The sequence below is a fragment of the Streptomyces sp. NPDC049541 genome (genome assembly GCF_044465725.1).
Taxonomy (GTDB): Bacteria; Actinomycetota; Actinomycetes; order Streptomycetales; family Streptomycetaceae; genus Streptomyces.
The window spans coordinates 620429-645338 of the sequence record NZ_JBITLY010000001.1; the positions used below are offsets into that span (position 1 = coordinate 620429).

21 protein-coding genes and 1 pseudogene are annotated in these 24910 nt (G+C 71.1%); 13 read left to right on the plus strand and 9 right to left on the minus strand.

The window, feature by feature from the left end; genetic code table 11:
* Nucleotides 1-365: 365 nt before the first annotated feature.
* Nucleotides 366-479 (plus strand): annotated as a pseudogene (locus ACIBW9_RS02795) (NAD(P)-dependent oxidoreductase); the annotation flags it as partial.
* A gap of 236 nt (nucleotides 480-715) precedes the next feature.
* Here the strand turns inward: ACIBW9_RS02795 and ACIBW9_RS02800 are convergent.
* The 4 genes from ACIBW9_RS02800 to ACIBW9_RS02815 are packed head-to-tail and all read right to left on the minus strand — an operon-like array spanning nucleotide 716 to nucleotide 4693.
* Nucleotides 716-1969 carry an MFS transporter gene (locus tag ACIBW9_RS02800; RefSeq protein WP_398950525.1) on the minus strand — a complete coding sequence of 418 codons (1254 nt, stop codon included), beginning with the start codon at nucleotides 1967-1969 and terminating at the stop codon, nucleotides 716-718.
* On the minus strand, nucleotides 1966-3279 hold the full coding sequence (locus tag ACIBW9_RS02805) for a GH1 family beta-glucosidase (RefSeq protein WP_398950527.1): 1314 nt from the start codon (nucleotides 3277-3279) through the stop codon (nucleotides 1966-1968). Before ACIBW9_RS02805 ends, ACIBW9_RS02800 begins: the two co-directional genes overlap by 4 nt.
* Nucleotides 3280-3337: 58 nt before the next feature.
* Complete coding sequence (locus ACIBW9_RS02810; protein WP_398950529.1) at nucleotides 3338-3604, minus strand: protealysin inhibitor emfourin; 267 nt, start codon at nucleotides 3602-3604, stop codon at nucleotides 3338-3340.
* A 21-nt stretch (nucleotides 3605-3625) separates the two neighbouring features.
* The gene (locus tag ACIBW9_RS02815) at nucleotides 3626-4693 is read right to left on the minus strand and encodes a M4 family metallopeptidase (protein ID WP_398950531.1); all 1068 of its coding nucleotides are present in this window, start codon (nucleotides 4691-4693) and stop codon (nucleotides 3626-3628) included.
* A 320-nt stretch (nucleotides 4694-5013) separates the two neighbouring features.
* Here ACIBW9_RS02815 and leuA point away from each other — a divergent pair, with 320 nt between their 5' ends.
* The 6 genes from leuA to ACIBW9_RS02845 all read left to right on the plus strand — a co-directional run bounded on the left by leuA (nucleotide 5014) and on the right by ACIBW9_RS02845 (nucleotide 13123).
* Nucleotides 5014-6735: a 2-isopropylmalate synthase gene (gene leuA, locus ACIBW9_RS02820; protein ID WP_398950533.1), complete on the plus strand. Its 1722-nt coding sequence runs from the start codon at nucleotides 5014-5016 to the stop codon at nucleotides 6733-6735.
* 364 nt (nucleotides 6736-7099) lie between these two features.
* On the plus strand, nucleotides 7100-7795 hold the full coding sequence (locus tag ACIBW9_RS02825) for a TerB family tellurite resistance protein (protein WP_398950535.1): 696 nt from the start codon (nucleotides 7100-7102) through the stop codon (nucleotides 7793-7795).
* Nucleotides 7796-7954: 159 nt separating this feature from the next.
* On the plus strand, nucleotides 7955-10036 hold the full coding sequence (locus ACIBW9_RS02830; protein ID WP_398950537.1) for an MMPL family transporter: 2082 nt from the start codon (nucleotides 7955-7957) through the stop codon (nucleotides 10034-10036).
* Between the two features lie 56 nt (nucleotides 10037-10092).
* The gene (locus ACIBW9_RS02835; RefSeq protein ID WP_398952070.1) at nucleotides 10093-11271 is read left to right on the plus strand and encodes a sensor histidine kinase; all 1179 of its coding nucleotides are present in this window, start codon (nucleotides 10093-10095) and stop codon (nucleotides 11269-11271) included.
* The gene (locus ACIBW9_RS02840) at nucleotides 11268-11930 is read left to right on the plus strand and encodes a response regulator (protein WP_398950538.1); all 663 of its coding nucleotides are present in this window, start codon (nucleotides 11268-11270) and stop codon (nucleotides 11928-11930) included. The genes ACIBW9_RS02835 and ACIBW9_RS02840 overlap by 4 nt, the downstream gene beginning before the upstream one ends.
* Nucleotides 11931-11932: 2 nt before the next feature.
* Nucleotides 11933-13123: an exo-alpha-sialidase gene (locus ACIBW9_RS02845; RefSeq protein WP_398950540.1), complete on the plus strand. Its 1191-nt coding sequence runs from the start codon at nucleotides 11933-11935 to the stop codon at nucleotides 13121-13123.
* A gap of 205 nt (nucleotides 13124-13328) precedes the next feature.
* Here the strand turns inward: ACIBW9_RS02845 and ACIBW9_RS02850 are convergent, their stop codons facing one another.
* On the minus strand, nucleotides 13329-14264 hold the full coding sequence (locus ACIBW9_RS02850) for a dihydrodipicolinate synthase family protein (protein WP_398950542.1): 936 nt from the start codon (nucleotides 14262-14264) through the stop codon (nucleotides 13329-13331).
* A gap of 137 nt (nucleotides 14265-14401) precedes the next feature.
* On the opposite strand from ACIBW9_RS02850, the gene ACIBW9_RS02855 reads away from it, so the two are divergent.
* Together ACIBW9_RS02855 and ACIBW9_RS02860 are read left to right on the plus strand one after the other, a co-directional pair.
* Complete coding sequence (locus ACIBW9_RS02855) at nucleotides 14402-14830, plus strand: protein phosphatase (protein ID WP_398950544.1); 429 nt, start codon at nucleotides 14402-14404, stop codon at nucleotides 14828-14830.
* 99 nt (nucleotides 14831-14929) lie between these two features.
* Nucleotides 14930-16072: an abortive phage infection protein gene (locus ACIBW9_RS02860; protein WP_398950546.1), complete on the plus strand. Its 1143-nt coding sequence runs from the start codon at nucleotides 14930-14932 to the stop codon at nucleotides 16070-16072.
* 7 nt (nucleotides 16073-16079) lie between these two features.
* Here the strand turns inward: ACIBW9_RS02860 and ACIBW9_RS02865 are convergent, their stop codons facing one another.
* From ACIBW9_RS02865 to ACIBW9_RS02875, 3 genes are all read right to left on the minus strand, one after another.
* Nucleotides 16080-17555, minus strand: coding sequence for an alpha/beta hydrolase (locus ACIBW9_RS02865; protein WP_398950548.1), 1476 nt, complete (start codon nucleotides 17553-17555; stop codon nucleotides 16080-16082).
* Between the two features lie 91 nt (nucleotides 17556-17646).
* The gene (locus ACIBW9_RS02870; protein ID WP_398950550.1) at nucleotides 17647-18477 is read right to left on the minus strand and encodes an ABC transporter permease; all 831 of its coding nucleotides are present in this window, start codon (nucleotides 18475-18477) and stop codon (nucleotides 17647-17649) included.
* Complete coding sequence (locus ACIBW9_RS02875; RefSeq protein ID WP_398950552.1) at nucleotides 18474-19388, minus strand: ABC transporter ATP-binding protein; 915 nt, start codon at nucleotides 19386-19388, stop codon at nucleotides 18474-18476. The genes ACIBW9_RS02870 and ACIBW9_RS02875 overlap by 4 nt, the downstream gene beginning before the upstream one ends.
* A gap of 134 nt (nucleotides 19389-19522) precedes the next feature.
* Here ACIBW9_RS02875 and ACIBW9_RS02880 point away from each other — a divergent pair, with 134 nt between their 5' ends.
* A complete protein-coding gene (locus ACIBW9_RS02880) occupies nucleotides 19523-20719 on the plus strand; it encodes a sensor histidine kinase (protein WP_398950553.1) in 1197 nt (398 codons plus the stop codon).
* On the plus strand, nucleotides 20716-21378 hold the full coding sequence (locus ACIBW9_RS02885) for a response regulator (protein WP_398950555.1): 663 nt from the start codon (nucleotides 20716-20718) through the stop codon (nucleotides 21376-21378). The genes ACIBW9_RS02880 and ACIBW9_RS02885 overlap by 4 nt, the downstream gene beginning before the upstream one ends.
* Before the next feature lie 37 nt (nucleotides 21379-21415).
* Here ACIBW9_RS02885 and ACIBW9_RS02890 read toward each other — a convergent pair whose 3' ends face one another.
* The gene (locus tag ACIBW9_RS02890) at nucleotides 21416-21916 is read right to left on the minus strand and encodes a GNAT family N-acetyltransferase (protein WP_398950558.1); all 501 of its coding nucleotides are present in this window, start codon (nucleotides 21914-21916) and stop codon (nucleotides 21416-21418) included.
* A 276-nt stretch (nucleotides 21917-22192) separates the two neighbouring features.
* Here ACIBW9_RS02890 and ACIBW9_RS02895 point away from each other — a divergent pair, with 276 nt between their 5' ends.
* Nucleotides 22193-22987: an SCO2525 family SAM-dependent methyltransferase gene (locus tag ACIBW9_RS02895; RefSeq protein WP_398950560.1), complete on the plus strand. Its 795-nt coding sequence runs from the start codon at nucleotides 22193-22195 to the stop codon at nucleotides 22985-22987.
* Between the two features lie 69 nt (nucleotides 22988-23056).
* Complete coding sequence (locus ACIBW9_RS02900; RefSeq protein ID WP_398950561.1) at nucleotides 23057-24910, plus strand: SCO2524 family protein; 1854 nt, start codon at nucleotides 23057-23059, stop codon at nucleotides 24908-24910.

Here is a 24910-nt window from a genome sequence, read left to right on the forward strand (position 1 = left end):
CACCGACCCCGACCCCTGGCTGGCGATCACCTCCACCGACCGCGTCCGCCGGGAGCTCGGCTATCGCCCGCTGTACCCCAGCGTCTATGCGGCCAGGGACGCCGGGGTCTTGTGAGGCTGCGCGAGTCGCGTCGGCGTGTCGGTCGATGTCTTTGATCCGCTGCGTGAGGGCCGCTCGGGCCGACCGACCCCGACCCCTGGCTGGCGATCACCTCCACCGACCGCATCCGCCGGGAGCTCGGCTATCGCCCGCTGTACCCCAGCGTCTATGCGGCCAGGGACGCCGGGGTCTTGTGAGGCGGCGTGAGTCGCGTCGGCGTGTCGGTCGATGTCTTTGATCCGCTGCGTGAGGGCCGCTCGGGCCGACCGACCCCGACCCCTGGCTGGCGATCACCTCCACCGACCGCGTCCGCCGGGAGCTCGGCTATCGCCCGCTGTACCCCAGCGTCTATGCGGCCAGGGACGCCGGGGTCTTGTGAGGCGGCGCGAGTCGCGTCGGCGTGTCGGTCGATGTCTTTGATCCGCTGCGTGAGGGCCGCTCGGGCCGACCGACCCCGACCCCTGGCTGGCGATCACCTCCACCGACCGCGTCCGCCGGGAGCTCGGCTATCGCCCGCTGTACCCCAGCGTCTATGCGGCCAGGGACGCCGGGGTCTTGTGAGGCGGCGCGAGTCGCGTCGGCGTGTCAGAAGCGCGCCGGATCGTCGGGGACGGTTCAGTCCACGCCTCTGATGCGGCCCACCAGCACCGCCCCCGCCAGCCCGATCACCGCAGACACCAGGTACAGCACCCGGTAGCCGCCGAGATAGGTCACGATCGGCGCGGCGAGGGCGGGGGCGGCCACCTGGGGGAGGGCGTTGGCCACGTTGATGACCCCCAGGTCCTTGCCGCGGTCCAGGGCCTTCGGCAGTACGTCCGTCATCAGCGCGAAGTCCACCGAGGTGAAGACGCCGAAGCCGACCCCGAGCACCGCCGCCGCGACGATCGCGCCCGGCCAGGTCTGCCAGCCGGCCAGCGCCGCCGTCGCCACCGCCATCAGCACCCCGGACCAGATCACGAACGGCTTGCGCCGCCCCACCCGGTCCGACCAGACCCCGCCCACGACGACCGTGGCGAGCAGTGTCACCCCGTTCACGGCCGTCAGGATCAGCACACCCTGGTCGGGGTCGCCGTAGTGCAGGCGGTCCCGCAGGTAGTAGAGCAGGTACAGCAGCACCAGCGCGTTGCTGAGGTTGATCAGGAAGCGGGTCAGCCACGCCCAGCCCAGGTCCGGATAGCGGCGCGGACTCAACCAGAACCCGGCGGCGAAGGACCGCCACGACCACTCCGGCCGGTCCGCCACCGCCAGCCGCAGGTCCTCGTAGCGCAGGACGTACGGCAGCACCCCCACCACCGTGAACACCGCGCACGCCGCATACCCGGCCCCGACGCCCCCGGCCATCGTCGCGAGCCCCGTCCCGCCGACCACACCCAGGATCTGCGCGGCGCCCAGCCAGCCGCCCACCGAGCCCCGCTGGAGCCGCGGCACCCGGTCCGGCACCGCGGCCGTCACCGCCGCGAACGCGGCGTTCAGCGTCAGCTGGACCAGACACCAGCCCGCCGTCATGGTCCACACCCCGCCCGCGCCCGCGAGCAGCAGCAACGACAGCGCGCCGCCCGCCGTGCCGGCCACGATCCACGGCGTACGGCGGCCCCGGCGGGACGTCGTCCGGTCCGAGAGGGCGCCGAAGAGCGGGTTGGCGACCAGGGACACCAACGCCCCCGCCCCCGTCACCCACGCCAGCATCGTCTCCTTGGACATGCCGGAGCCGGGCGCGAAGTCCTTCGCCTGGGAGGCCAGCAGGATCTGCAGGGGGCCGTACCAGCCCACCCAGATCGCCCCGTTGGCGAGCGAGAGGGCGGTCGTCCAGCCGCGGCCGACCCGTTCGACGGGCTCGGCGAGTGCCTCCACGGGCCGGGTGGCGGTCATCTCTGCGCCCGCAGCACATCCCGGAACCAGCCGTACGAGGACTTCGGTGTCCGCTGCTGCGTCGCGAAGTCGACGTGCACCAGGCCGAACCGGCGCTCGTACCCCTCCGCCCACTCGAAGTTGTCCAGCAGCGACCACACGAAGTACCCGCGCACGTCCACGCCCGCCTCGACGGCCTTGTGCAGGGCCCGGAGGTGGCCGTCCAGATAGGCGATCCGGTCCTGGTCGTCGACGCCGGGGTACGAGCAGCCGTTCTCGGTGATGACGACGGGCGGGAGGCGGTCGCCGTAGCGCTCGCGGAAGCCGGTGAGCAGCTCGGTCAGGCCTTCCGGGACCACGGGCCAGCCGAAGTCCGTCACCGGCACGCCCTCGATCTGCCGTACCGAGAAGGGGAGTTCGGCCGGGATGGTCAGCCCGCCGAACTCGATGTCCTCGCCCTGCGGGGCGCCCACCCGGGTCGGCGCGTAGTAGTTGACGCCGTACCAGTCGAGCGGTTCCGCGATGACCTTCAGGTCGGACTCGACATCGCCCGGCATCAGCTCGCCGATGCCCTCCGGGTACTGGCCGAGCAGCAGCGGATCGGCGAACAGGCGGTTCAGCAGCAGGTCGTAGAAGCCCGCCGCCTCCACGTCCGCGCTCTCCTCGGACGCCGGCCAGGTCGGCCCGTGCGAGTTGGCGATCCCGATGTCCGTGGCGCCGGACGCGCGCAGGGCCCGTACCGCCAGACCGTGGGCCAGCAGCTGGTGGTGGGCCACCGGCAGCGCGTCGAAGAGGAGCTGCTTGCCGGGTGCGTGCGCGCCCAGCGCGTGCCCCAGAAGCGTGTGTTCGGCGGGCTCGTTGAGGGTGATCCACTTCTTCACCCGGTCACCCAGCCGCTCGACGACGACGGACACGTACTCCGCGAAACGGGAGGCCGTGTCCCGCTCCAGCCAGTCCATCCCCAGCGGCAGGTCCCAGTGGAACAGGGTGGGCACCGGCCGTACGCCCGCGGCCAGCAGCTCGTCGACCAGACGGTCGTAGAAGTCGAGGCCGCCCGCCGAGCGCACCCGCGGCCAGGAGACCGAGAAGCGGTACGCGTCCACGCCGAGGCCGGCCAGGAGGGCCACGTCCTCGGGGTAGCGGTGGTAGTGGTCGCAGGCCACCGCCGCGGTCGAGCCGTCCTTGACCCGTCCCGGCTCGGCCGTGAAGGCGTCCCACACGGACGGCTCGCGCGCGTCGACGGCGCCCTCGATCTGGTGGGCCGAGGTCGACACGCCCCACACGAAGCCGGCCGGGAAGCGGGGTATCGGGTTGCCTGCATCAGAAGCCATGGGCGGGATCATCCTTACCGGCGGTAACGGAAGTCAACGCCCAGGCATGAACTGCCGGTTACGCCCCTTCCTTCAGCACCCGGCGGATCAGTTCGCGCTGCTCGTCCGTGAGCCGGGGATCGGCCGCGTACACCGTCTTCCCGTCCACCGTGATCTCGTAGCTGAAGCCGTCCGGCACCCCGAGGGGAGGCGTGCCCCGGCCGGACGCGAGCGCGCGTTCGGCCAGGGCCTGCCATTCCTGGGCGTCGGGCCGGCCCGAGGTGTCCACCTCGGCACGGCGCTCGATGCCCGCGAACCCACCCGTACGCCTCACCTGAATACGCATGGGTCCCTGTCTAGTACGCGGTCAGAGGATGCGCACCCCTACCTGTTCCCACGCCTTCTGCACGGCCTGCAGCTCCTCGCCCTCGTTGAAGCGGGCCTTCGCCGCCGCGACCGTGAGCTTCGCGAAGTCGTTGAACAGCGCCTGCGAGGACAGCTCGCCGCTGGTCAGGACGTCGTACCAGATCTGTCCCGCCTTCTCCCAGGCATGGCCGCCGAGCGCGGAGGCCACCAGGTAGAACGCGTGGTTGGGGATGCCGGAGTTGATGTGGACGCCGCCGTTGTCGCGGCCGGTGCGGACGTAGTCGTCCATGGTCGCCGGCTGCGGGTCCTTGCCGAGCACGTCGTCGTCGTACGCCGTGCCCGGTTCCTTCATGGAGCGCAGGGCCTTGCCGGTGACGCTCGGGGCGAGCAGCCCGGCGCCGATCAGCCAGTCGGCCTCGGCGGCGGTCTGGCCGAGCGTGTACTGCTTGATGAGCGAGCCGAACACGTCGGACATCGACTCGTTCAGGGCGCCCGGCTGGCCGTAGTAGGTGAGGTTCGCGGTGTGCTGGGTGACGCCGTGGGTCAGCTCGTGGCCGATGACGTCGATCGGGATGGTGAAGTCGAGGAAGATCTCGCCGTCACCGTCGCCGAACACCATCTGCTCGCCGTTCCAGAAGGCGTTGTTGTACTGCTCGTCGTAGTGGACGCTGGCGTCCAGGGGCAGGCCGTCGCCGTCGATCGAGTGGCGCTGGTAGGCCTTGAGGTAGAGGTCGAAGGTGGCGCCGAGACCCGCGTAGGCGCGGTTGACCGTGGCGTCCTTGACCGGGGCGGCACCTTCGGCGCGCACCTTCTTTCCGGGCAGGTCGGTCCTGTGCCCGGCGTCGTAGATGGTGCGCAGCGGCTGGTCCGCCGGTGCCTTCGCCGCCGGCGCGGCCGCGAGGCCGAACTCGGTGGTCACGCGGCGGCGGCCGCGCAGCTCGCTGTCGCGCATCAGGGTGCGGCGGGCGGGACCGGAGAGTGCGGGGTCGTCGTGCCGTGCCAGCTTGTCCAGGACGTGTGGCGGTACGACGGTGCAGAAGACGGGCTCGAAGCCCCCGTTGGTCGTCATGCCCGGCACCCTTGCACTGAGTCATTCCGGTGTCACTACCCGCAACCATGATTGGTGAAATATGCGGACAGGGAAGCGCACGCTCCGTGACGAAGTGGTATGGCGCACTTTTTGTCCCATTCATCCTTCGGGTCCCGCATACTGAAACGGCGCCCCGCATTCGAAGGGGCTCGGCTAGCATGCTGTGCATCATGCGTTTCGGGCTGCTTCTTCTTAGCTGCCGCGGCGAGGGCCTGTAGTCCAGGTCGACTCCCTCCCCGCGGAGCTTGGCGTTGCGTCGTCGGCCGTCCTTCCGGACACCCTGAGGAGCCCGAGTCATCATGGCGAACCGCCAGCAGCCCAGCACCATGCCGATCCACAAGTACGGACAGTACGAGCAGGTCGACATCCCCGACCGCACCTGGCCCGAGAAGCGGATCACCCAGGCCCCCCGTTGGCTGTCGACCGACCTGCGTGACGGCAACCAGGCCCTGATCGACCCGATGTCGCCCGAGCGCAAGCGCCGGATGTTCGACCAGCTGGTCACGATGGGCTACAAGGAGATCGAGGTCGGCTTCCCCGCCTCCGGCCAGACGGACTTCGACTTCGTACGGTCGATCATCGAAGAGCCCGGCGCCATCCCCGACGACGTGACCATCTCCGTACTGACCCAGGCCCGCGAGGACCTGATCGAGCGGACCGTCGAGTCACTGAAGGGCGCGAAGCGCGCCACCGTCCACCTGTACAACGCCACCGCGCCCGTCTTCCGCCGGGTCGTCTTCCGCGGCTCCAAGGACGACATCAAGCAGATCGCCGTCGACGGCACGCGCCTGGTCATGGAGTACGCCGAGAAGCTGCTGGGCCCCGAGACGGAGTTCGGCTACCAGTACAGCCCCGAGATCTTCACCGACACCGAACTGGACTTCGCGCTGGAGGTCTGCGAGGCGGTCATGGACGTCTGGCAGCCCGGCCCGGGCCGCGAGATCATCCTCAACCTGCCTGCCACGGTTGAGCGTTCGACTCCCTCCACGCACGCCGACCGCTTCGAGTGGATGGGCCGCAACCTGTCCCGCCGCGAGCACGTCTGCCTGTCGATCCACCCGCACAACGACCGCGGCACCGCCGTCGCCGCCGCCGAGCTGGCGCTGATGGCCGGTGCCGACCGCGTCGAGGGCTGTCTGTTCGGACAGGGCGAGCGCACCGGCAACGTCGACCTGGTCACCCTGGGCATGAACCTGTTCTCGCAGGGCGTCGACCCGCAGATCGACTTCTCCGACATCGACGAGATCCGCCGTGTGTGGGAGTACTGCAACCAGATGGAGGTCCACCCGCGCCACCCGTACGTGGGCGACCTGGTCTACACGTCCTTCTCCGGCTCCCACCAGGACGCCATCAAGAAGGGCTTCGACGCGATGGAGGCGGACGCGGCCGCCAAGGGCGTCACCGTCGACGACATCGAGTGGGCGGTCCCGTACCTGCCCATCGACCCGAAGGACGTCGGCCGCTCCTACGAGGCGGTCATCCGCGTCAACTCGCAGTCCGGCAAGGGCGGTATCGCCTACGTCCTGAAGAACGACCACAAGCTGGACCTGCCCCGCCGGATGCAGATCGAGTTCTCCAAGATCATCCAGGCGAAGACGGACGCTGAGGGCGGCGAGGTCACCGGCGGCGACATCTGGGCAGTCTTCCAGGACGAGTATCTGCCGAACCCCGAGAACCCCTGGGGCCGTATTCAGGTCAAGAACGGCCAGTCGACGACCGACACCGACGGCGTGGACACGCTGCGGGTCGAGGCGACGGTCGACGGCAAGGACACCGTGCTGACCGGGTCCGGCAACGGCCCGATCTCCGCCTTCTTCGACGCGCTGCAGAAGGTGGGCGTGGACGCCCGGCTGCTGGACTACCAGGAGCACACGATGAGCGAGGGCGCCTCCGCGCAGGCCGCCTCCTACATCGAATGCGCGATCGACGACAAGGTCCTGTGGGGAATCGGCATCGACGCGAACACAACGCGTGCGTCGCTGAAGGCGGTTGTCTCCGCCGTCAACCGAGCCGCCCGCTAGGACCTGGCCTCAAAGGTGACGTCGTCCGCCCGAAGGGCGGGCCGCGCGGCGTCTGGTGCGTGCAGATGCACGGCGGCGGAGGAGGTAGTCGACGCGGAGCGTCGGCGACTGACGACAACGCGGCAGATGTGCGTGCCAGGCGCCGTGCGGCAGGCGGCACCTTTGACGCCAGGTCCTCACCCTTCTGACCGGCCGTTTCGGGTCCCTGATCGCCGTATACGACGATCAGGGACCCGCCCCTTTCCGGCCACCTGTTCGTGGAGGTCACGGAAAGGTCTCTTCCGGGGTACTGACTGCGCCTCCCCGATGTGGCTAACATCACGGACACCGCGACGATGTTGCCGCGGTGTTAAGGAGGTGCGACGTGCTGCCAGTACGGGGACGAAACGGCCGAGCCGCCAGGCCTGCGCGCCTCCTGGGTACCCGCACCGCGTGGACACCCGTCGGGGACGGCGAGTTCTTCTGCCCGGGCTGCGGGGGCGACCGCAACTACCAGCGGCTGACCGGCCACCGCCGTTTCATCCTGCTGGGGGTGCCCGTGCTGCCGCGCGGCGAGACCGCGCCGGTCGTCGAATGCGCCGCCTGCCGCCGCCACTTCGGCACGGACGTCCTCGACCACCCCACCACCACCCGCTTCTCGGCGATGCTCCGCGACGCCGTCCACACCGTCGCACTCGCGGTGCTGGCCGCGGGCGGCACCTGTTCCCGTACGGCCCTGGAGGCCGCCGCGAGCGCGGTGCGCACGGCGGGCTTCGACGACTGCACCGAGGAGCAGCTGAACGCGCTCGTCGAGGCGCTGGCCGCGGACACCGGCCGCGTCTACGGCCAGTCCTGCGGAGCCGGGCTCGCCATAGAGCTGCACGAGGCCCTGGACCCGCTGGCCCCGCACCTCGCCCCGGTCGGCCGCGAATCGATCCTGCTGCAGGGCGCCCGCATCGCCCTCGCCGACGGCCCGTACACCCCCGCCGAACGCGACGTCCTGGCCACGGTGGGCGCGGCCCTGACCATCTGCTCGGACGACGTGACAAGGCTGCTGGCGGCGGCGCGTACGCCGTCCTGAGCCGTACGCCGCTCTCGCCGTTACTCCCGTGGGAGTAACGGCGCCGCCGGACCACCCCCGGCAGTACCCCCCAACTCGCCCTCACGCCCGACGAACCGCCCCCCGCGTGCCGGGAGTCTGGAACCGACCCAGACATCCCGGCCGGAGGGAGGCCCGTTCATGGGGGCCGCAAGGACAGGAACACGGGGACGGCGTGCCGTGCCGTGGGTGGTGCTCGGGCTGTGGCTGGCGGCGCTCGTACTCGCCGGGCCGTTCGCCGGGAAGTTCTCCGGCATCCAGCAGAACCGGGCCGTGGACTACCTGCCCGACAGCGCCGACTCCACCCAAGTGGCCCGCGTCCAGGACCGGTTGCCGGGCGGGCAGGCCACCGACCTGGTGCTCGTCTACCACCGCGACGGCGGCCTCACCGCCGCCGACCGGGAGAAGGCGGGTGCACAGGTCGCCGAGATCGGGCGCACGTACCAGCTCACCGGCGCCCCGAAGGCGGTCCCGTCCCGTGACGGCAGCACCCTCATGTACCCGGTCTCCAGCACCCGGCCCGGCCAGGACGACAAGGCGCGGGACGCCTTCGTCGACGGCGTGCGCGCGCTTGCGAACGGCGGCGCGGGGCTCAGCGTGGAGGTCGGCGGACCGGGCGGCCTGCAGACCGACATGAGCAAGGTGTTCGGCTCCATCGACGGCACCCTGCTCTACGCCACCCTCGGCGTCGTCACCGCCCTGCTGATCCTCATCTACCGCAGCCCGTTCCTGTGGCTGGTGCCGCTCGCGGTCGCCGGGGTCGCCGCGGGCATGGCGATGGCCGCCGCGTACGCACTGCACGGGGCGTTCGGCGTCACCGTGACCGGCCAGAGCGGCGGCGTGATGACGGTCCTGGTGCTCGGCGCCGGCACCGACTACGCCCTGCTGCTCATCTCCCGCTACCGCGAGGAACTACGACGCCACGAGCGCCCGTACGACGCCATGCGCGCGGCCCTGCGTGGCTGCGGCCCGGCGGTTCTCGCCTCCTCCGGCACCGTCGCGGCCGGACTGCTGTGCCTGCTCGCCGCCGACCTCAACAGCAGCCGTGGCATGGGGCCGGTCGGCATGGTGGGCGTGCTCGCCGCGCTCGTCGCGATGATCACCCTGCTGCCCGCCCTGCTGGTCCTCCTCGGCCGCCGCGTCTTCTGGCCGCTGATCCCGGCCCTCGGCAGCGAGCCCAAGGCACGGCGGTCGCTGTTCGCGGCGATGGGCGGCTCGGCCACGCGCCGCCCGGTCGTCGTACTCGCCGGCGGAGCGGTCCTGCTCGGGGCGCTCGCCCTCGGCGCGCTCCAGCTTCCCGGCACCCTCAAGCAGGAGGACTCCTTCACCTCCAAGCCCGAGTCCATCTCCGCGGGCCAGACCCTGGCCCGCGCCTACCCCGGCCACAGCAGCCAGCCCATCACCGTCATCGCCCCCATCGCCAAGGCCGAAGCCGTCCTGGCCAAGGCCCGCACCACCGAGGGGGTCGCCCAGGCGACGACCGGCCGCACCGGCTCCGGCTGGACGGAGATATCCGTCTACGCCACCGCGGCCCCCGAGTCGGAGGGCGAGACCCGCACCATCGAGGCCCTGCGCGCCGGGCTCGACGACACCTACGGCACCTACGTCGGCGGTCCCAGCGCCCAGCAGCTCGACCTGGCGGACAGTCAGGCCAGGGACCGGGATGTCGTCGTGCCACTGGTTCTCGCCGCCGTGTTCGTGATCCTCGTAGGCCTGCTGCGGAGCCTGATCGCACCGCTGATGCTGCTCGCCGCCGTGGTCGCGGTGTGGGGCGCGGCACTCGGGATCGGCGGTCTGGTGTTCGGGCCGGTGCTGGGCTTCGCCGGCACCGACTCGGGGCTCGGGTTGTTGTCCTTCGTCTTCCTGGTGGCGCTCGGCGTCGACTACGGCATCTTCCTCATGCACCGCATGCGCGAGGAGTCGGTCGCCGGTGCCGAGCCCGAGGCGGCGGCGCTCACCGCCCTGCGCACCACGGGCGGGGTCATCGCCTCCGCGGGTGTCGTACTGGCCGCGACCTTCGCGGTGCTCGGCACGCTGCCGCTGGTACCGCTGGTCGAGCTGGGGTTCGTGATCGCGGTGGGTGTGCTGCTGGACACCTTCCTCGTCCGGACGTACCTGGTGACGACGGCGAGCGTGCTGCTGGGGCGCCGGGTGTGGTGGCCGGGGCGGCTGTCGCGGGCGCCGGAGCCGGTGCGGGTGGAACGGCAGCCGGAGACAGTGTGAGGCTGAGCCCCGTGCAGCAGACGACAGCGACGGGAACCCGGCGGGGCGAGCGGATCATGGCGGTGGTCAACCGCGACCCCCGCACCGCCCCGCACGGCACCCGCAACGACGCGATCCTCGCCGTGGTCCTGGCCGCGGCGGGGGTGTGCCTGGCGCTGTTCACCGCCCCGCACGACCGCCCCGACGCGCTCGGCTGGACCCTGCTGCTCGCCGCACACGTGCCGATCGTCTGGCGCCGCCGCCATCCGCTGCTCGCGCTGGCGGCGGTGGTGGCGCTCGTCGCGCCGTACCACGCGCTGGACAACAACCACGGCGCGCCCGTGCCCGCCACCTGCGTCGCGCTGTACACGGTCGCCGTCACCGGCCGCCCGCTGCGGACCGTGCTGACCGCCGTCGCCGTCCTCGGTGTCACGGTGGCCGCGATGTTCGCCGTCGACTACCACCAGGGCCTCGAACTCCTGCGCGTCTCCGGCTGGGTCATCGCCACCCTCTTCTGCGGCGTCGACGTCCGTTTCTACCGCCAGTACGTGGCCGCGATCGTCGAACGCGCCGAGCGCGCCGAACGCACCCGCGAGGAGGAGGCCCGCCGCCGGGTCGCCGAGGAACGCCTGCGCATCGCCCGTGACCTGCACGACCTGCTCGCCCACACCATCACCCTCATCGGCGTGCAGACCTCGGTGGCCGCGCACGTCCTGGCCGCCGACCCCGAACGCCTGGACCGGGAGACGGTGGCGAAGGCTCTCGACGACATCGCCGAGACCTGCCGGACGGCACGGGGAGAGGTGCGCACGACGCTGGAGGTGCTCCGCGAGAACGACTCGGCGGAGGGCCGCGGCCCCCTCCCCGGCCTCGACGGCGTGCCCGATCTGGTGGAGACGGCACGGCTCGCGGGCGCGCGCGTCGAGCAGACGGTACGGGTGCAGGAGGCCCCGCCCGCCGTCGGCGCCGCCGCGTACCGCATCGTGCAGGAGGCGCTGACCAACGCGGTACGGCATGCGGGCCCCGAACCGGCCGTACGCGTCGACCTGTACGAGGACGAGGGCGCCCTGCACCTGGCCGTCACCGACGACGGCACCGGACCCACTCCCGGCGGCACACCCGGCTTCGGGCTGGTCGGCATGCGGGAGCGGGCCCGCAGCGTGGGTGGCACACTCGACGCCGGGCCGCGGGCGCAGGGCGGTTTCGAGGTCACCGCCGTACTGCCGCTGACGACCACGGGGGAAGAGAACGCATGACCATCCGCGTACTGCTCGCCGACGACCAGACCCTGGTACGGGCCGCGTTCGCCATGCTCGTCGAGTCGGCGCGGGACATGGAGGTCGTCGGACAGGCGGGCACCGGCAGGGAGGCCGTGGCGCTGGCCCGCGGCGAGCGCCCCGACCTGGTGGTGATGGACATCCGGATGCCGGACCTGGACGGCATCGAGGCGACCCGGCTGATCGCCGCCGACGAGGACCTGACGGGCGTACGGGTGCTGGTCCTCACCACCTACGACACCGACGAGAACATCGTGGAGGCGCTGCGCGCGGGGGCCTCCGGCTTCCTGGTGAAGGACACCCGCCCGGCCGAACTCCTGGACGCCATCCGTACGGTGGCCGCGGGCGAGGCGCTGCTGTCACCGGGGCCGACGGCACGGCTGATCGAGCGGTTCCTGCGCAGCCCGTCGGCGCCCGCGACCGGCGGGCCGGAATGCCTCTCCGGCCGGGAGCGGGAGGTGCTGACCCTGCTGGCGCGCGGGCTCAACAACACCGAGATCGGTGAGGCGTTGGGGCTGAGCCCGCTGACGGCGAAGACCCATGTCAGCCGGATCATGGGGAAGCTGGGGGCGCGGGACCGGGCGCAGCTGGTCATCGTGGCCTACGAGTCGGGACTGATCACTCCGGGCACCATCTGACGGTGACTTTCCTGAGCCGCACCCTCCTCGCAGCCACCGTGCTCCTCACCCCGCTCACGGCCCTCGCGCCGGCGCACGCGGCCGCCGGCTGCACGTCCTCCGTCCCCTTCGTCTCGGGCGAGGGCGGCTACGACACCTACCGCATCCCGGCGACGGTCACCACCGGTCGCGGCACGGTGCTGGCCTTCGCCGAGGGCCGGCACAACGGCGCCGGGGACACCGGGAACATCGACGTCGTCCTCAGACGCTCCGCCGACGGGGGCTGCACCTGGGGCCCGCTGCAGGTGGTGGCCGCCGGGAAGGGGGACACCCGGGGCAATCCCGCCCCCGTCCTCGACCCGCGCACCGGTGCGGTCGTCCTGTTGACCTCCTACAACAGCGGTGCGGTCACCGAGCGGCAGATAATGCGGGGCGAGGTCACGGCGGAGCAGAGTCGGCGGGTGTTCGTGCAGCGCAGCCGGGACGACGGGCGGCACTTCACTCCGCCGCGGGACATCACGGACGAGGTGAAGCCGCCGGGCTGGCGCTGGTACGCGACCGGGCCCGGCCACGCGGTCGCCTTGACCCGCGGCCCGCACGCCGGCCGCCTGGTCGTCCCCGCCAACCACTCCACGGCGCCGCCCGCCGGTTCGCCCGACACCGGGCAGGAGGCCGGGTACTACGGCGCGCACGCCATCTACAGCGACGACGGTGGGCTCAGCTGGCGGCTGGGCTTCGTGGGCTCCTCGTACGACGGTATGGACAACGCGAACGAGTCCACGGCTGCCCAACTCCCCGACGGGAGGCTGTACTTCAGCGCGCGGGACCAGAAGGGGGCGAGTGTCGGCAACCGGCTCGACGCGTACTCCGGTGACGGTGGGGAGTCGCTGGAGCGCCCGTACGCGGTACAGCCCACGCTGAACGACGTTCCGGTCGTCCAGGGGAGCGTCCTCCAACTCGCGGGTGGTAAAGCTCCGCCGTTGCTGTTCTCGGGGCCGTCCGTGCCGACCGCTCGGCGGGCGATGGCGGTGTGGCGGAGTGAGGACGGTGGGGGGACGTTCACCAAGGTGCTGACGGTGTCGGCGGTGCCGGCCGCGTACTCCGACCTGGTGCAGGTCGATCGGGGGACGGTGGGGCTGCTGTACGAGACGGGGGTCTCGGGACCGTACGAGACGATCGAGTTCCGCAGACTGCCGGTGTCCGCCCTCGGATAGCCATTCCTCGCCCCCGCCGCCCCTTCCCGTCCCGGGGGCCGGCCCCCGGGCCCCCGCTCCTCAAACGCCGGAGGGGCTGGATTCGGCTCAGCCACCTCAGCCCCTGCGGCGTTTGAGGACGAGGCCGTTCAGGCCGAAGCGGGGGTCTGGGGGCGGCAGCCCCCAGGGGACGGGAACGGGTAGGGGCGGCGGGGGCGAGAACCTCCTACAGGAGGCCCGCAGCCGCCAGGAACCTGCCGACCTGCCCCACCTCGTCGGGCGACAGCGGCACCTGGGGCTCCGCGGTCGCCGGGCAGTCGATCACACCTCGCAGGTGCAGCGCCGCCTTGAAGGCACCGAGGGCAGAGGAACTGCCACCCATACGGGAACGGTCTCCGGCCCGCACCATACCGAACAGGGCGCACAGCCGCTCCTGTTCGGCACGGGCCCCCTCCCAGTCCCCGGCCCGGCACAGCGCATCGAGGCGGACGTAACCGTGCGGGTCGACGTTGCCCAGCCCCGGCACCGCTCCGTCGGCGCCGAGGGCGAGGGCGGCGTCGACGACCAGCTCCGAGCCGGTCAGGACGCTGAAGCCACGGATGTCGGACCGGTTGCGCGCACCGCTCACGACCTCCCGGAAGCCTCCCAGATCACCGCTCGAGTCCTTGAGCCCCGCCAGCACGCCCTCACCGGCCAGATCGAGCACGACGTCCGCCGGCAGCTTCGTGTGCACGGCGACCGGAATGTCGTACGCGACCACCGGCACCGGCGACGCCGCCGCGATCAGCCGGTAGTGGCGGGCGATCTCCGCCGGATGCGTGCCCGCATAGAACGGCGCCGTCACCACCACCGCGTCCGCCCCGGCAGCCGTCACCGCCGCCACATGATCCAGCACCCTCGGCGTCGTCATGTCGATCGCGCCGGCCAGGACGGGCAGCTGTCCGGCCACATGAGCCACCACCGTCTCCACCACCAGCCTGCGCTGCCCGTCCCGCAGGAACGCCGCCTCCGACGACGACCCCAGCACGAACAGCCCGTGCACCCCGCCACCCACCAGGTGGTCGACCAGCCTGAGCAGTGAGGGGACGTCCACCTCGCGGTCCGGTGTCAGGGGTGTGCAGACGGGCGGGACAACACCGGTCAGCGGGGCGGGGAAGGTCATGAGGGCTCCGTGGGGGTGGTTCTGGCGTACAAGGTCCTGCGTCGACTGGTTCTCCTCCCCAGGATGGTGACAGCGGAAGCGGTGTCCCGCGAAGGACGCGGCCCACAAGTGCCCCGCAGCGCCCGTACGCTGATCCGATGACGGACACCTGGCATCCCGCGGACCCCGGTGTGCTGCGGCTCCCCTCGGGCCGACTGGTCCGCGGCCGCGGGCTACGGCGCCCCCTTGCCCCGGGGGCGCCCACGCCCTCGTACGCCCTCTACCTCCTCGGCGGACAGCCCCCACCCGTCCCCTGGGAGTCCACCTGGATCCGCTGGCCCGACTTCCGCCTCCCCACCGACCGCCCGGCCGCCCGCGCCGCGCTGACCGCCGCCTGGGAGCGGACGGCGACCGAACGCGTCGAGATCGCCTGCGGGGGCGGCCGCGGCCGAACGGGCACGGCACTGGCGTGTCTGGCGATCCTGGACGGCGTATCACCGGAGGAGGCGGTGGCCTATGTACGGCACAACTACGACCGGCACGCGGTGGAGACGCCGTGGCAGAGGCGGTACGTCCGGGGGTTCTGAACCGCTCGGTCAACCGACGCCGTACGTCATCCCTTGGTTGCCCGGCCGTAGACCATCGGCGGACGGCGGTGCGGGCGCGGCCTCTCCACAGTGAGAGGCATGGAGAAGACGAAGGGGATCAACCGGGCGCAGTTTCTGGCGGGGGCGGCGGCCCTCGGTCTGTCGGCGGCGGTGCTGCCGGCCGGCCCGGCCGCCGCCACCGGCCGCGGCCTGCGGCACCGCGGTGTCGTCTACACCGTCGGCGAGGGCGAGACACCAGGGACCGCGTGGAGTGCGGCCCGGATGCGCGGGGACATCCGCGTCATCCGCGACCGGCTGCACGCCGACGCCGTCGACGTCACCGGCGACGGCGTCGAACGCCTCACCGCCACCGCCGCCGAGGCCGCCGAACGGGGACTGCACCTGTGGCTCCAGCCGACCCTCGCGGACGCCCCGCAGCGCGACACCCTCGAGCACCTGGCCGAGTGCGGCCGGTTCGCGGAGCGGCTGCGGCGGCAGGGCGCGAGCGTCGACCTCAGCGTGGGCTGCGAGTTCTGGCTGCTGGTGCCCGGGATCGTGCCGGGGGAGACGGTCCTGGACCGCGTGCAGACCATGCTGAAGGGCAACTTCGACCCGGTGAAGATGCAGCGCCGCCTGGACCGGTTCACGGCGAGGGCGGCGGCCGTGGGCCGGTCCGTCTTCCGCGGCAGGCTGAGCTATGCCGCCGCTCAGGACGACAGGGTGGACTGGCGTCTCTTCGACATCGTGGGCATCGACTACTACTCGTACTTCCACCAACGCTCGGACTACGTACGGGAGTTGAGGAAATACCTGCGCTGGGGCAAACCCCTCGCCATCACCGAGTTCGGGACCTGCACCTACGTCGGCGCCCCGGAGGCGGGCGGCATGGGCTGGAACGTCGTCGACTACGACAAGAAGCCACAGGAGATCAAGGGCCACCTCGTCCGCAGTGAACACACCCAAGCCGACTATCTGACCGGCCTGCTGGACGTCTTCGAGTCGATGGGCCTGTACGCGGCGATGGCCTTCGAGTTCGTCACCCCGGACGCCCCGCACCGCACCGACGACCCGCGCTACGACCTCGACATGGCGAGCTACAGCATCACCAAGACCATCAAGGACCGCCCCGACGACCCCCGTTCGGGCTGGCACTGGGAGCCGAAGGAGGCGTTCCACGCGCTGGCACAGCGATATGGGCGGGCCTGCGCGAGCCACCGGCTGTCACCGGCTGCCCGGTGGTAGGGCGGGGTCAGCGGCAGTAGGTGTCGTGCCGCGGCCGCTTCCCCGTCGCCAGGAAGCGGGAGACGGTCTCGTCGCCGCACCGGGTGCCGTTGGCGAGGTAGGCCTCGTGGCCGGTCGAGTCGTTGGTGACCATGACGGCGCGCCGGCCGAAGGCCTCGCGCATCTTCCGGGCGCTGCTCAGCGGGGTGGCCACGTCGCGCGCGTCCTGGACGAGCAGGACGTTCGACGGCCCCCGGTCGCTGATCCGCACCGGTGCCTGCTTCGGCTGCCACGGCCAGGCGGCGCACACCATCGCGTTACGGGGCATGCCCGCCGTCAGCGGGTACTTGGTGCGGCTCTCGTCGACACCCTTCTGATACACGGCGGCCGACCGGGGCCAGGCGGCGTCGTTGCAGATGGTGGCGGCGCCGACCGCGGTGTAGTTCTGCATCACCTCGTCCGGCGGGGTCTGTGGCGCGGGCAGCGCCCCGCCCTTCTGCACGGCCATGATCAGCCGGGCTGCGGTGGGATAGTCGTCGGGGTCGTAGAGGCTGTTCAGCAGGGTCTGGCGCAGGACGTCGCCGTTCAGCTCCTCGGGGTTGGCGCCGGGCCAGGGGATCGGCTCGCGGTCCAGGCGAGCGGCGAGGCGCAGGAAGAGAGGGCGCACCTCGGCGGCCTTGGCGGCGAGGCGGTACTGGTTGCCGGGCCTGGACGCCCACGTGGCGAACTCGGGGAAGTTGTCCTCGACGCCGACCTCGTACGCCTGCAGCCAGGCGCGTTCGGCCCGGACGGGATCCGGGTTGCCGCTGCTGTCGAGCACGATCCGGTCGGTGCGCTGCGGGAAGAGCTGGGCGTAGACGGCCGCGACGTACGTCCCGTACGAGACCCCCCACGCGGAGAGCTTCCGGTCGCCGAGGGCGGCCCGGATCCGGTCGATGTCACGGGCGTTGTCGACGGTGCTGATGTGCCGCAGCAGCTCGCCGCCGTTGCGGGCGCAGGCGTCCGCCATGCGGCGGGCGGTGGCCATGTTCCGGTCGACGGATCCGTCGGGGCCGGGCCAGGGGCGCAGCGCGGTGACGGCGAGGTCACGGTGTTCGAGGCCGCAACTGACGGACGTGGAGGGCGCGTTGCCGCGTGGGGCGAACCCGATCAGGTCGTAGGCGTCCCGGACGCCCTGGGGCAGCTTCTGTCCCTTGCCCGAGGGGTCGTCCAGGCTGTCCCCGCCCGGCCCGCCGGGAACGAGCAGCAGCGCGCCACGGCGGGCGGACGGTTTCTCGGCGGGGATGCGCGAGACGGCGATGTCGATCGTGGGGCCGCCGGGGTGGCCGTAGTCCATGGGGACTTCGAGGGTCGCGCACTGCTGACGGGGGTCGAGGCCGCTGCCCGCGCACCTGGTCCATGTGAGCCGCTCCTGCGCGGCGGACGCGGTGAGGGGCGTGAGGGCACCGAAGACGATGCCGGAGGCGGCGGCGATGAGGACCGCGCTTTTCGTGATCTCCTTCATGGACACGAGACTCCCGGATGCGGCCTGCGCATCCCATCCGGTCAACTGCCTTGTCCAGAGGGGGGTTTACCCCCGGCCGTCGCCGGGTTTCTCATACGTCCCGCCGGTCCACGACCACCACCGCCACGACGGCCGCCACCGCCGCCCACACCGCGAACACGACCCACCCGCCCGTGACGGTCGCCGGATACTTCGGGACCAGCAGATAGCGGGACTGCCCGTACCCCACGTCCACGATCCGCTCCCAGGCGTTGAACGGAAAGGCGTGCCGGACCGACGCCGTCCAGTGGTAGCGGTCCGTGACGAAGGACGGCAGGAGCAGCAGGACGAACGTCGTCAGGACCATCGTCGTGGCGCTGTGCCGGATCACCGTGCCCAGCCCCAGGCCGGTCAGCGCACACACCGGGGCGAGCAGGGCCGACGCCACGACCACCCGCCAGGCGCCGGGATGGCCGAGCGGCACGCCCAGGCCCCGCCCGTCGAGGATGGCCTGCGAGGAAGCGTAGGAGGCGGCCGCGAGGAGCGCGCCGTACACCGTCATGACCGCCGTCAGCACGACCACCTTGGCGGCCATCAGCGCCCGTCGGTCCGGCACGGCGGTGAACGTCGTACGGATCAGGCCCGTCGCGTACTCGCCGACGACCGTGATCGCGCCGATGCTCGCGCACACCAGCACCAGGATCATGGCGGACCCCTGGGTGAAGGCGTCCCGCAGCGCCCAGTACACGAAGTCGTCGCGGATCGGCCCGCCGTAGTGCGGGTAGTTCACGTAGTCGGCGCGGGCCGCGTTCGCGTTGAAGCCGACGACGGCCAGAGCGCCGGAGCCGAAGGCCCAGTAGGTGGAGCGCAGGGAACGGAGTTTGATCCACTCGGCGGCGAGCAGGTCCGCGAAACGGGCGGCGGGCAGGGCGAGGGTGGTCATCGGGTCTCTCCAGCCGCGTACTCGACGCTGTCGGCGGTCAGTTCCATGAAGGCCGTCTCCAGGGAGGCCGCCTGTGTGGTCAACTCCCAGAGCAGGAAGCGGTGTTGGTGCGCCAGCTCACCGACCCGGACGGCGCTCACCCCGTCCACCTTCAGCGTCTCCTCGTCGTGCGGCGCCACCACCGCACCCGCCGACTCCAGTACGACGGCCAGGGCGCCCGCGTGCGGCGAGCGCACCGTCACCGTCGGCGCCGTACCCCGCGCGGCGAACTCGACGAGGCTCTCGGCCGCGATGAGCTCCCCGCGGCCGATGACGATCAGCTCGTCCGCGGTGTTCTCCATCTCGGACATCAGATGGCTGGAGACGAAGACGGTACGGCCCTCGTGCGCGAGCCTGCGGAACAGCCCCCGCACCCACAACACCCCTTCCGGATCCAGCCCGTTGAGCGGCTCGTCGAACAACAGCACCGGAGGATCCCCGAGCAGCGCGGCCGCGATGCCGAGCCGCTGCTTCATGCCCAGCGAGAAGGAGCCGACCCGGCGCCGGGCGGCGGCCTGGGTGAGTCCCACCTCGGCGAGCACCTCGTCCACCCGCGCCCGCGGGACGCGGTTGCTGCGGGCCAGCGCGTGCAGATGCGCCCGCGCACTGCGCCCGCCGTGCACGTCATGGGCGTCGAGCAGGGCGCCGACGTGCCGCAGCCCGCGCGGATGCCGGCGGAAGGAGTGCCCGCTGATCGTGGCGGTACCGGCGCTCGGCTCGATGAGCCCGAGCAGCATCCGCAGGGTCGTGGTCTTGCCCGCGCCGTTCGGGCCGAGGAAGCCCGTGACATGGCCGGGGCGGACGGTGAAGGACAGATCGCGTACGGCGGTCGTGGGGCCGTACCGCTTGGTGAGCTGCTCGACTTCGATCATGCCGACCACGGTGGCGCGCGCGACGGGCGCGGGGCATCGGCCGGGCGCTGACACTCGTACCGGACGGCTGTCGACCGTGGTTGTAAGCCCACGGGCCGATGACCGCGCCCCGCAGCCGCGCCTACGATCACCGCATGTCCGCCACCGCTGCTGAGCCGCCCCTGGTCAAACGTGTGCCGCCGGCCGGGTGGACGGCGATCGTGTGGGTCGCGAGCACGCTGTTCACGCTGCTGACGACGTTCCGGCTGCCCGGTGAGATGCAGCCGGAACACTGGCCGGCGGCCCAGTTGTACCGCTGGGACGGCCTGACGATCCTCGCGCTGTCGACCGTGATGGCGATCCAGGGCGGCAGGCTGCTGCACCGCAGGCCCCTGCTCGCGATCACCCTGACGATCGCGGCCGGGATCTTCGAGACGAGCACCCTCGGCGTCGGTGAGCTGCCGATGGCGCAGTACCTCACGACCATGGTGGCGCTGTACTTCGTGGTGGCCGCCCACCCACGGCGCACCGCGCTCATCGGGCTGGCCATGGCGATCGGCAGTCTGATCGTGTACATAGCCGTACGGCTGCTGCACAACTGGCCCGCCGGCACCTCCGCCGAACTGGCCGTCGCCCTGGTCACCGTGATCGTCTGGTTGCTCGGCAACTCGGCGCACCAGTCCCGCGTGCACGCCGAACGCCTCAGCGCCGAGCACGCGGCCCAGGCGGTCACCGCCGAACGGCTGCGCATCGCCCGCGAGATGCACGACACCGTCGCCCACAGCATCGGGATCATCGCCCTCCAGGCGGGCGCGGCCTCCCGGGTGGCGACGGCACATCCCGAGGCGGCCCTGGCGGCGATGCGGGCGGTGGAGAACGAGGGCCGCCAGACCCTGGCGGGCCTGCGCCGCATGCTGGTCGCACTGCGCGCGGCCGACACCGTGCAGGACCCGGACCTCGCCCCCGCGGGCCTGTCGGACGTCGACCGACTGGCGGCCACGACCACGGCGGCAGGCGTGCGGGTCGAGGTGCGCCGCCTCGGCGAGCCACGCCAACTCCCGCCCGACATCGACCTGTCCGCCTTCCGGATCATCCAGGAGTCGGTCACCAACGTCGTACGGCATGCGGGCACACGCGCGTGCCGGGTCGCCCTCGACTACCGTGAGGACGAACTCGCCCTGGAGATCACCGACGACGGCCTGGGGTGCGGCAGCTCGACCGACACCGGGTTCGGACTGGCCGGGATGCGTGAGCGGGTGGCCCTGCTGCACGGCGAGTTCTCGGCGGCCCCGCGCCCGGAGGGCGGCTTCCGCGTGACGGCCCGTCTGCCCCTCCCGGTGGCCGTCCGATGACCGCGGCCCCGAGGATCCGGGTCCTCCTCGTCGACGACCAGGAACTGATCCGCACCGCGCTGAGCATGGTCATGGCCGACATCGAGGACGTGGAGGTCGTCGGCGAGGCGGCGACGGGCAAGGACGCGGTGCGGCTGGCCGGCGAACTCGCCCCCGACGTGGTGGTGATGGACATCCGCATGCCGGGGATGGACGGCATCGAGGCGACCCGCCGCATCACGGAGACCCAGGCCGAGGTACGGGTGGTCGTCCTCACCACCTTCGACGACGACGCCTACGTGTACGGGGCGCTGCGCGCCGGTGCGGCGGGCTTCCTGGTCAAGGACATGGCGCTGGACGACATCATCGGCGCGGTACGGGTGGTGGCGGCAGGCGACGCCCTGATCGCCCCGAGCGTGACCCGTCGCCTGATCCAGGACTTCGCCTCCCGCCCCGAACAGACCGTCAAACGCCGGGAGTTGAAGGCCATAACGGACCGCGAACGCGAGGTCCTCACCCTGGTCGGCAGCGGCCTGTCCAACGCCGAGATAGCCGCCGAGCTGTGCATCAGCGTGGCCACGGCGAAGACGTACCTCACCCGCCTGCTCACCAAGCTGGACGCGCGGGACCGGGTCCAGCTGGTGATCATGGCCTACGAGGCGGGGCTGGTGTCCCCCTGATCCCCCTTCATCCCCCTCATCCCGTGATCCCGCTGTCTCACAGCCCCAACGTCATGATCAACCGGTCCTCCCCGGGCCCGAAATAGCCCTTGCGCACCCCGCCCTCGAACGTGAAGCCAAGGGACTGGTAGAGCGTGATCGCGGTCGCGTTCGTCGGTTCCACCGTCAGGCGGACCTGATGGACGCCCTCGGTGCGCAGCCGGCGTATCACCTCGAGCATCAGCCGGCGGCCCAGCCCGCGTCCGCGCAGTTCGGGGGTGACGGCGAGGCTCTTGATCCAGTTCACATAGCCGTCCGAGGTGGTGACGAACAGGACGTAGCCGTGCAGGCTCTGGCCGTCGTCGAGGACGAGGATGCGGTCGCCGTGGATGTCGTAGCTCTGGCGCAGCTCGAAGTAGTGGTACGGCTCCTCGGGGAAGGCCTCCCGGTCGACGCGGTGCAGTTCCGGCAGGTCGGCCTCGACGACGCCCCTCATGGTCAGGGGGCGGTCGATGCGGTCGGCCGTGGAAGGAAAACGTTTCTCTGGAAGAGCCGTCATACCGCCCCCTGCGGGTTGGGAGTCAAGGGTGCGTTGACACCCGTACGAGTGGTACGGGTGAGACGCCTGTTGTCTGCCTTTCTGGTGTGTTCGGCAGAGTTCCGACCATCTTGAGCGGGACAATCCGGCCGTTCAAGGCCGGATCAGGCCGCGCGAATGCATTCGCCACGGTGCGCCCCCAGTGCGCCCCGTCCTCCTGCCGGGGACATGACGTAATTCTCGGGACATTGACCGCAGGGGGATCCGGAGGGCCTCCGGTGTTGGTACCGTAGGTAAATGACCTTGAGATCGTCGGGGGATGCCCAGGTGAAGAATGCGGACGCGCCCTGGGACTCATTCGACCCGATCGCCTACGTTCGGCACAACTACCGCTTCTTACAGGCGGAGGACGAGGAGATCCTGCATATCATCCGAGGTCATTTCGGCGGTCATTTCCGGAAGCAGGGCGTCGGACCGGTTTACGGCATCGACGTGGGCGCCGGGGCGAATCTGTATCCCGCGCTCTCCATGCTGCCCTGGTGCGACGAGATCACCCTCTTCGAGCACTCGCTCGCGAACGTGGAGTACCTCGAGCGCCAGACACGCGGCTACGACGAGAACTGGGACCCGTTCTGGAACGCCCTGTGCGAGCACGAGGCGTACGGCTCCCTGTACTTGGACCCCCGTGAGCGGTTCAGCAAGGTCGTCAAGGTCGAGCAGGGCAACATCTTCGGGCTCGAGCGCTTCGGCGGGCGCTGGTCGGTCGGGACCATGTTCTTCGTCGCCGAGTCGATGACCACCTCTCAGCTGGAGTTCGACCTGGGAGTCGAGCGCTTCATGTGCGCTCTGGCCCCCGGAGCCCCCTTCGCCGCCGCCTTCATGGAACATTCGAAGGGCTATCACGCCGGGGAGGAGTTCTTCCCGGCCTGCGACGTGGGAGAACCCGAGGTGCGGGCGAGCCTCGCACCATTCGCGGGCGACTTCGAGGTGCACCGGCTCAAGTCTGCGGCAGGTGTGCGCGACGGGTATTCGGGAATGATCCTGGCCTACGGTTGGCGACGGAATACGGACGCAGGCATTCCGGCCGTCTAAAAAAATCTTCACAACAGAAAAGGGTCATTCCTCAAATGACGGCAGTGCGGCCTGTGTGAGGGGCATGGGATGCAGATCAAGCCACGCCAGCATTTGCTGGACATCTGGCAGGCCATCGCCCGCCACTCCTTCGAACGGGAGCAGTGGGCCTGGGGCGAGTGGGGCGGGCAGAGCAGCGTCGCCGACGCCGAGCGGCTGCTCTGCCTGCTGTACCCGGCCACGGAGATCCCCGCGTTCCGGCTGGACGACCCGGACACCACACAGGAGGACGTCCAGCAGGCCCTGAGGAAGGCCGGCGGGCGGCTCGACCTCCCGGCCAACCTCGTCAAGGCCACCTCCGACTTCATGCGCACCCACACCGGCGAGGACAAGAGGCCCACCTTCGCCGGGGGGTACTACTTCGGATCCCAGGACAAGGCCCAGGGGGAGCCCACCGAGGAACAGCGCCAGCTCGGCGTGGTCGACTCCTTCTCCATGTCGATCACCCTCTGCCTGGCCACTCTCGGCTTCCTCAAGGTCTACGAGACCAGGACCAGACGCAGCGACATCCAGGAGACGATCGCCGAGCTGCGTTCGGCCACCAGCAACCGGCTCACCGCCGCCATGGTGAGCCTGCTGCGCTCCTTCACCGTCAACGCCTTCGACGCCGACTCCACCCAGGGCCGCAACCTGGTCGAACTCCTCGGCCAGGGGCGGCTGTCGCAGCGGCAGGTACTGAACATGTACCAGAGCCGCTTCCGCGCGCTGCGCGCCGCGATCGTGGAGAGCCTCACCCTCGGCATCGACGTCCAGGCCGGTCTCAAGGACGAGAACCAGTTCTTCGAGTGCGGCTGGTCGTGGAGCCTGGTGAAGGACGCCCCCGAGGTCGAGACCGACGAACTCATCGGGCCGCAGCCCAAGGGCGCCGCCGACCCGGTGCCGTATCTCTACTTCACCGTGGTGGCGCTCGACGGCATCCAGGACCTCTTCTCCGACCGCACCCTCACCCTGGGCCTTCTCAACGCCGAACAGCAGAAGCTCGCCGAGGCGCTCCGGCTGCGCTGGGAGCTGACCCAGCAGTACTGGTCCGGCATCGCCCGCTTCGACCCCGAGCGCTGGCCCCTGGAGGACATCCCCTGGCGTACGACGGGACAGGAACTGGAGTCCGAGTACTTCTCCCTCTCCGTCGCCGCCATCCTCGTCCACGACCTGATGCGGCGCCGGGCCACTGACGACGACCTGGCCCGCACCGTCACCGTCATGGAACGCCTCGCCGAACGCGGCCGTATCACCAGCCGTATGACCCGCGACGACCGCACGGTCTTCGAGCTGCACAACGCGGGCGTCAAACTGCCCCTGCAGGGCAGCGAGCGGCTCGGTCCGCCGATGGTGTGGTCCCTGCACGACTTCTCGGCGCAGCTGCTGAAGCGGACCATCCAGCTGCGTGCGCTCTCCCGCAACCTCGACTCGCACGACCGGCTGCTCAGACTCGCCGAGGACGTCTTCGACCACATGTGGCGCCGCCGTATCCGCGAGGGCGAGGGCACCGGCCTGTGGGACTACGTGCACGCCGCCTATCCCGAGGCGGAGATCGTCACGCGCCGGGTGCCGGTGTCGTGGAACATCACCGAGCGGGTCGCCGAGGTGATGGTCCAGGTCCACCAGATGTACCGGCAGCCCCCGGTCCGCAGCCCCGAACTCACCGAGCTGGCAGGGGCGTTGCTCAGCGAGTCCGCCCATCTCCTGGGCAACGAACAGATGGAGCCCGCGCCCAGCGACGACGGCCGGCACGGCATGCAGCTCAGGAACATCGAGGTCAAGCTGCGCCGCGCCCGCAGTCTGCTGGACCAACAGCCCGGTACCGCCTACGCGTTGGCGCTCGATGTGCTGGGACAGCTCGACGCGCTCACCCGGGCTCGCGAAGCCGCGGCCCAGGGACGGTGA

Excerpts from the sequence above, each read along its gene's own strand:
- ACIBW9_RS02855 (WP_398950544.1), top strand. The coding sequence starts at position 14,402 with ATGACGGACACCTGGCATCCCGCGGACCCCGGTGTGCTGCGGCTCCCC.
- ACIBW9_RS02870 (WP_398950550.1), bottom strand. The coding sequence starts at position 18,477 with ATGACCACCCTCGCCCTGCCCGCCGCCCGTTTCGCGGACCTGCTCGCC.
- ACIBW9_RS02810 (WP_398950529.1), bottom strand. The coding sequence starts at position 3,604 with ATGCGTATTCAGGTGAGGCGTACGGGTGGGTTCGCGGGCATCGAGCGC.
- ACIBW9_RS02875 (WP_398950552.1), bottom strand. The coding sequence starts at position 19,388 with ATGATCGAAGTCGAGCAGCTCACCAAGCGGTACGGCCCCACGACCGCC.
- ACIBW9_RS02850 (WP_398950542.1), bottom strand. The coding sequence starts at position 14,264 with ATGACCTTCCCCGCCCCGCTGACCGGTGTTGTCCCGCCCGTCTGCACA.
- leuA (WP_398950533.1), top strand. The coding sequence starts at position 5,014 with ATGGCGAACCGCCAGCAGCCCAGCACCATGCCGATCCACAAGTACGGA.
- ACIBW9_RS02805 (WP_398950527.1), bottom strand. The coding sequence starts at position 3,279 with ATGGCTTCTGATGCAGGCAACCCGATACCCCGCTTCCCGGCCGGCTTC.
- ACIBW9_RS02815 (WP_398950531.1), bottom strand. The coding sequence starts at position 4,693 with ATGACGACCAACGGGGGCTTCGAGCCCGTCTTCTGCACCGTCGTACCG.
- ACIBW9_RS02895 (WP_398950560.1), top strand. The coding sequence starts at position 22,193 with ATGACCTTGAGATCGTCGGGGGATGCCCAGGTGAAGAATGCGGACGCG.
- ACIBW9_RS02900 (WP_398950561.1), top strand. The coding sequence starts at position 23,057 with ATGCAGATCAAGCCACGCCAGCATTTGCTGGACATCTGGCAGGCCATC.
- ACIBW9_RS02840 (WP_398950538.1), top strand. The coding sequence starts at position 11,268 with ATGACCATCCGCGTACTGCTCGCCGACGACCAGACCCTGGTACGGGCC.
- ACIBW9_RS02860 (WP_398950546.1), top strand. The coding sequence starts at position 14,930 with ATGGAGAAGACGAAGGGGATCAACCGGGCGCAGTTTCTGGCGGGGGCG.
- ACIBW9_RS02885 (WP_398950555.1), top strand. The coding sequence starts at position 20,716 with ATGACCGCGGCCCCGAGGATCCGGGTCCTCCTCGTCGACGACCAGGAA.
- ACIBW9_RS02880 (WP_398950553.1), top strand. The coding sequence starts at position 19,523 with ATGTCCGCCACCGCTGCTGAGCCGCCCCTGGTCAAACGTGTGCCGCCG.
- ACIBW9_RS02830 (WP_398950537.1), top strand. The coding sequence starts at position 7,955 with ATGGGGGCCGCAAGGACAGGAACACGGGGACGGCGTGCCGTGCCGTGG.
- ACIBW9_RS02835 (WP_398952070.1), top strand. The coding sequence starts at position 10,093 with ATGGCGGTGGTCAACCGCGACCCCCGCACCGCCCCGCACGGCACCCGC.
- ACIBW9_RS02800 (WP_398950525.1), bottom strand. The coding sequence starts at position 1,969 with ATGACCGCCACCCGGCCCGTGGAGGCACTCGCCGAGCCCGTCGAACGG.
- ACIBW9_RS02890 (WP_398950558.1), bottom strand. The coding sequence starts at position 21,916 with ATGACGGCTCTTCCAGAGAAACGTTTTCCTTCCACGGCCGACCGCATC.
- ACIBW9_RS02865 (WP_398950548.1), bottom strand. The coding sequence starts at position 17,555 with ATGAAGGAGATCACGAAAAGCGCGGTCCTCATCGCCGCCGCCTCCGGC.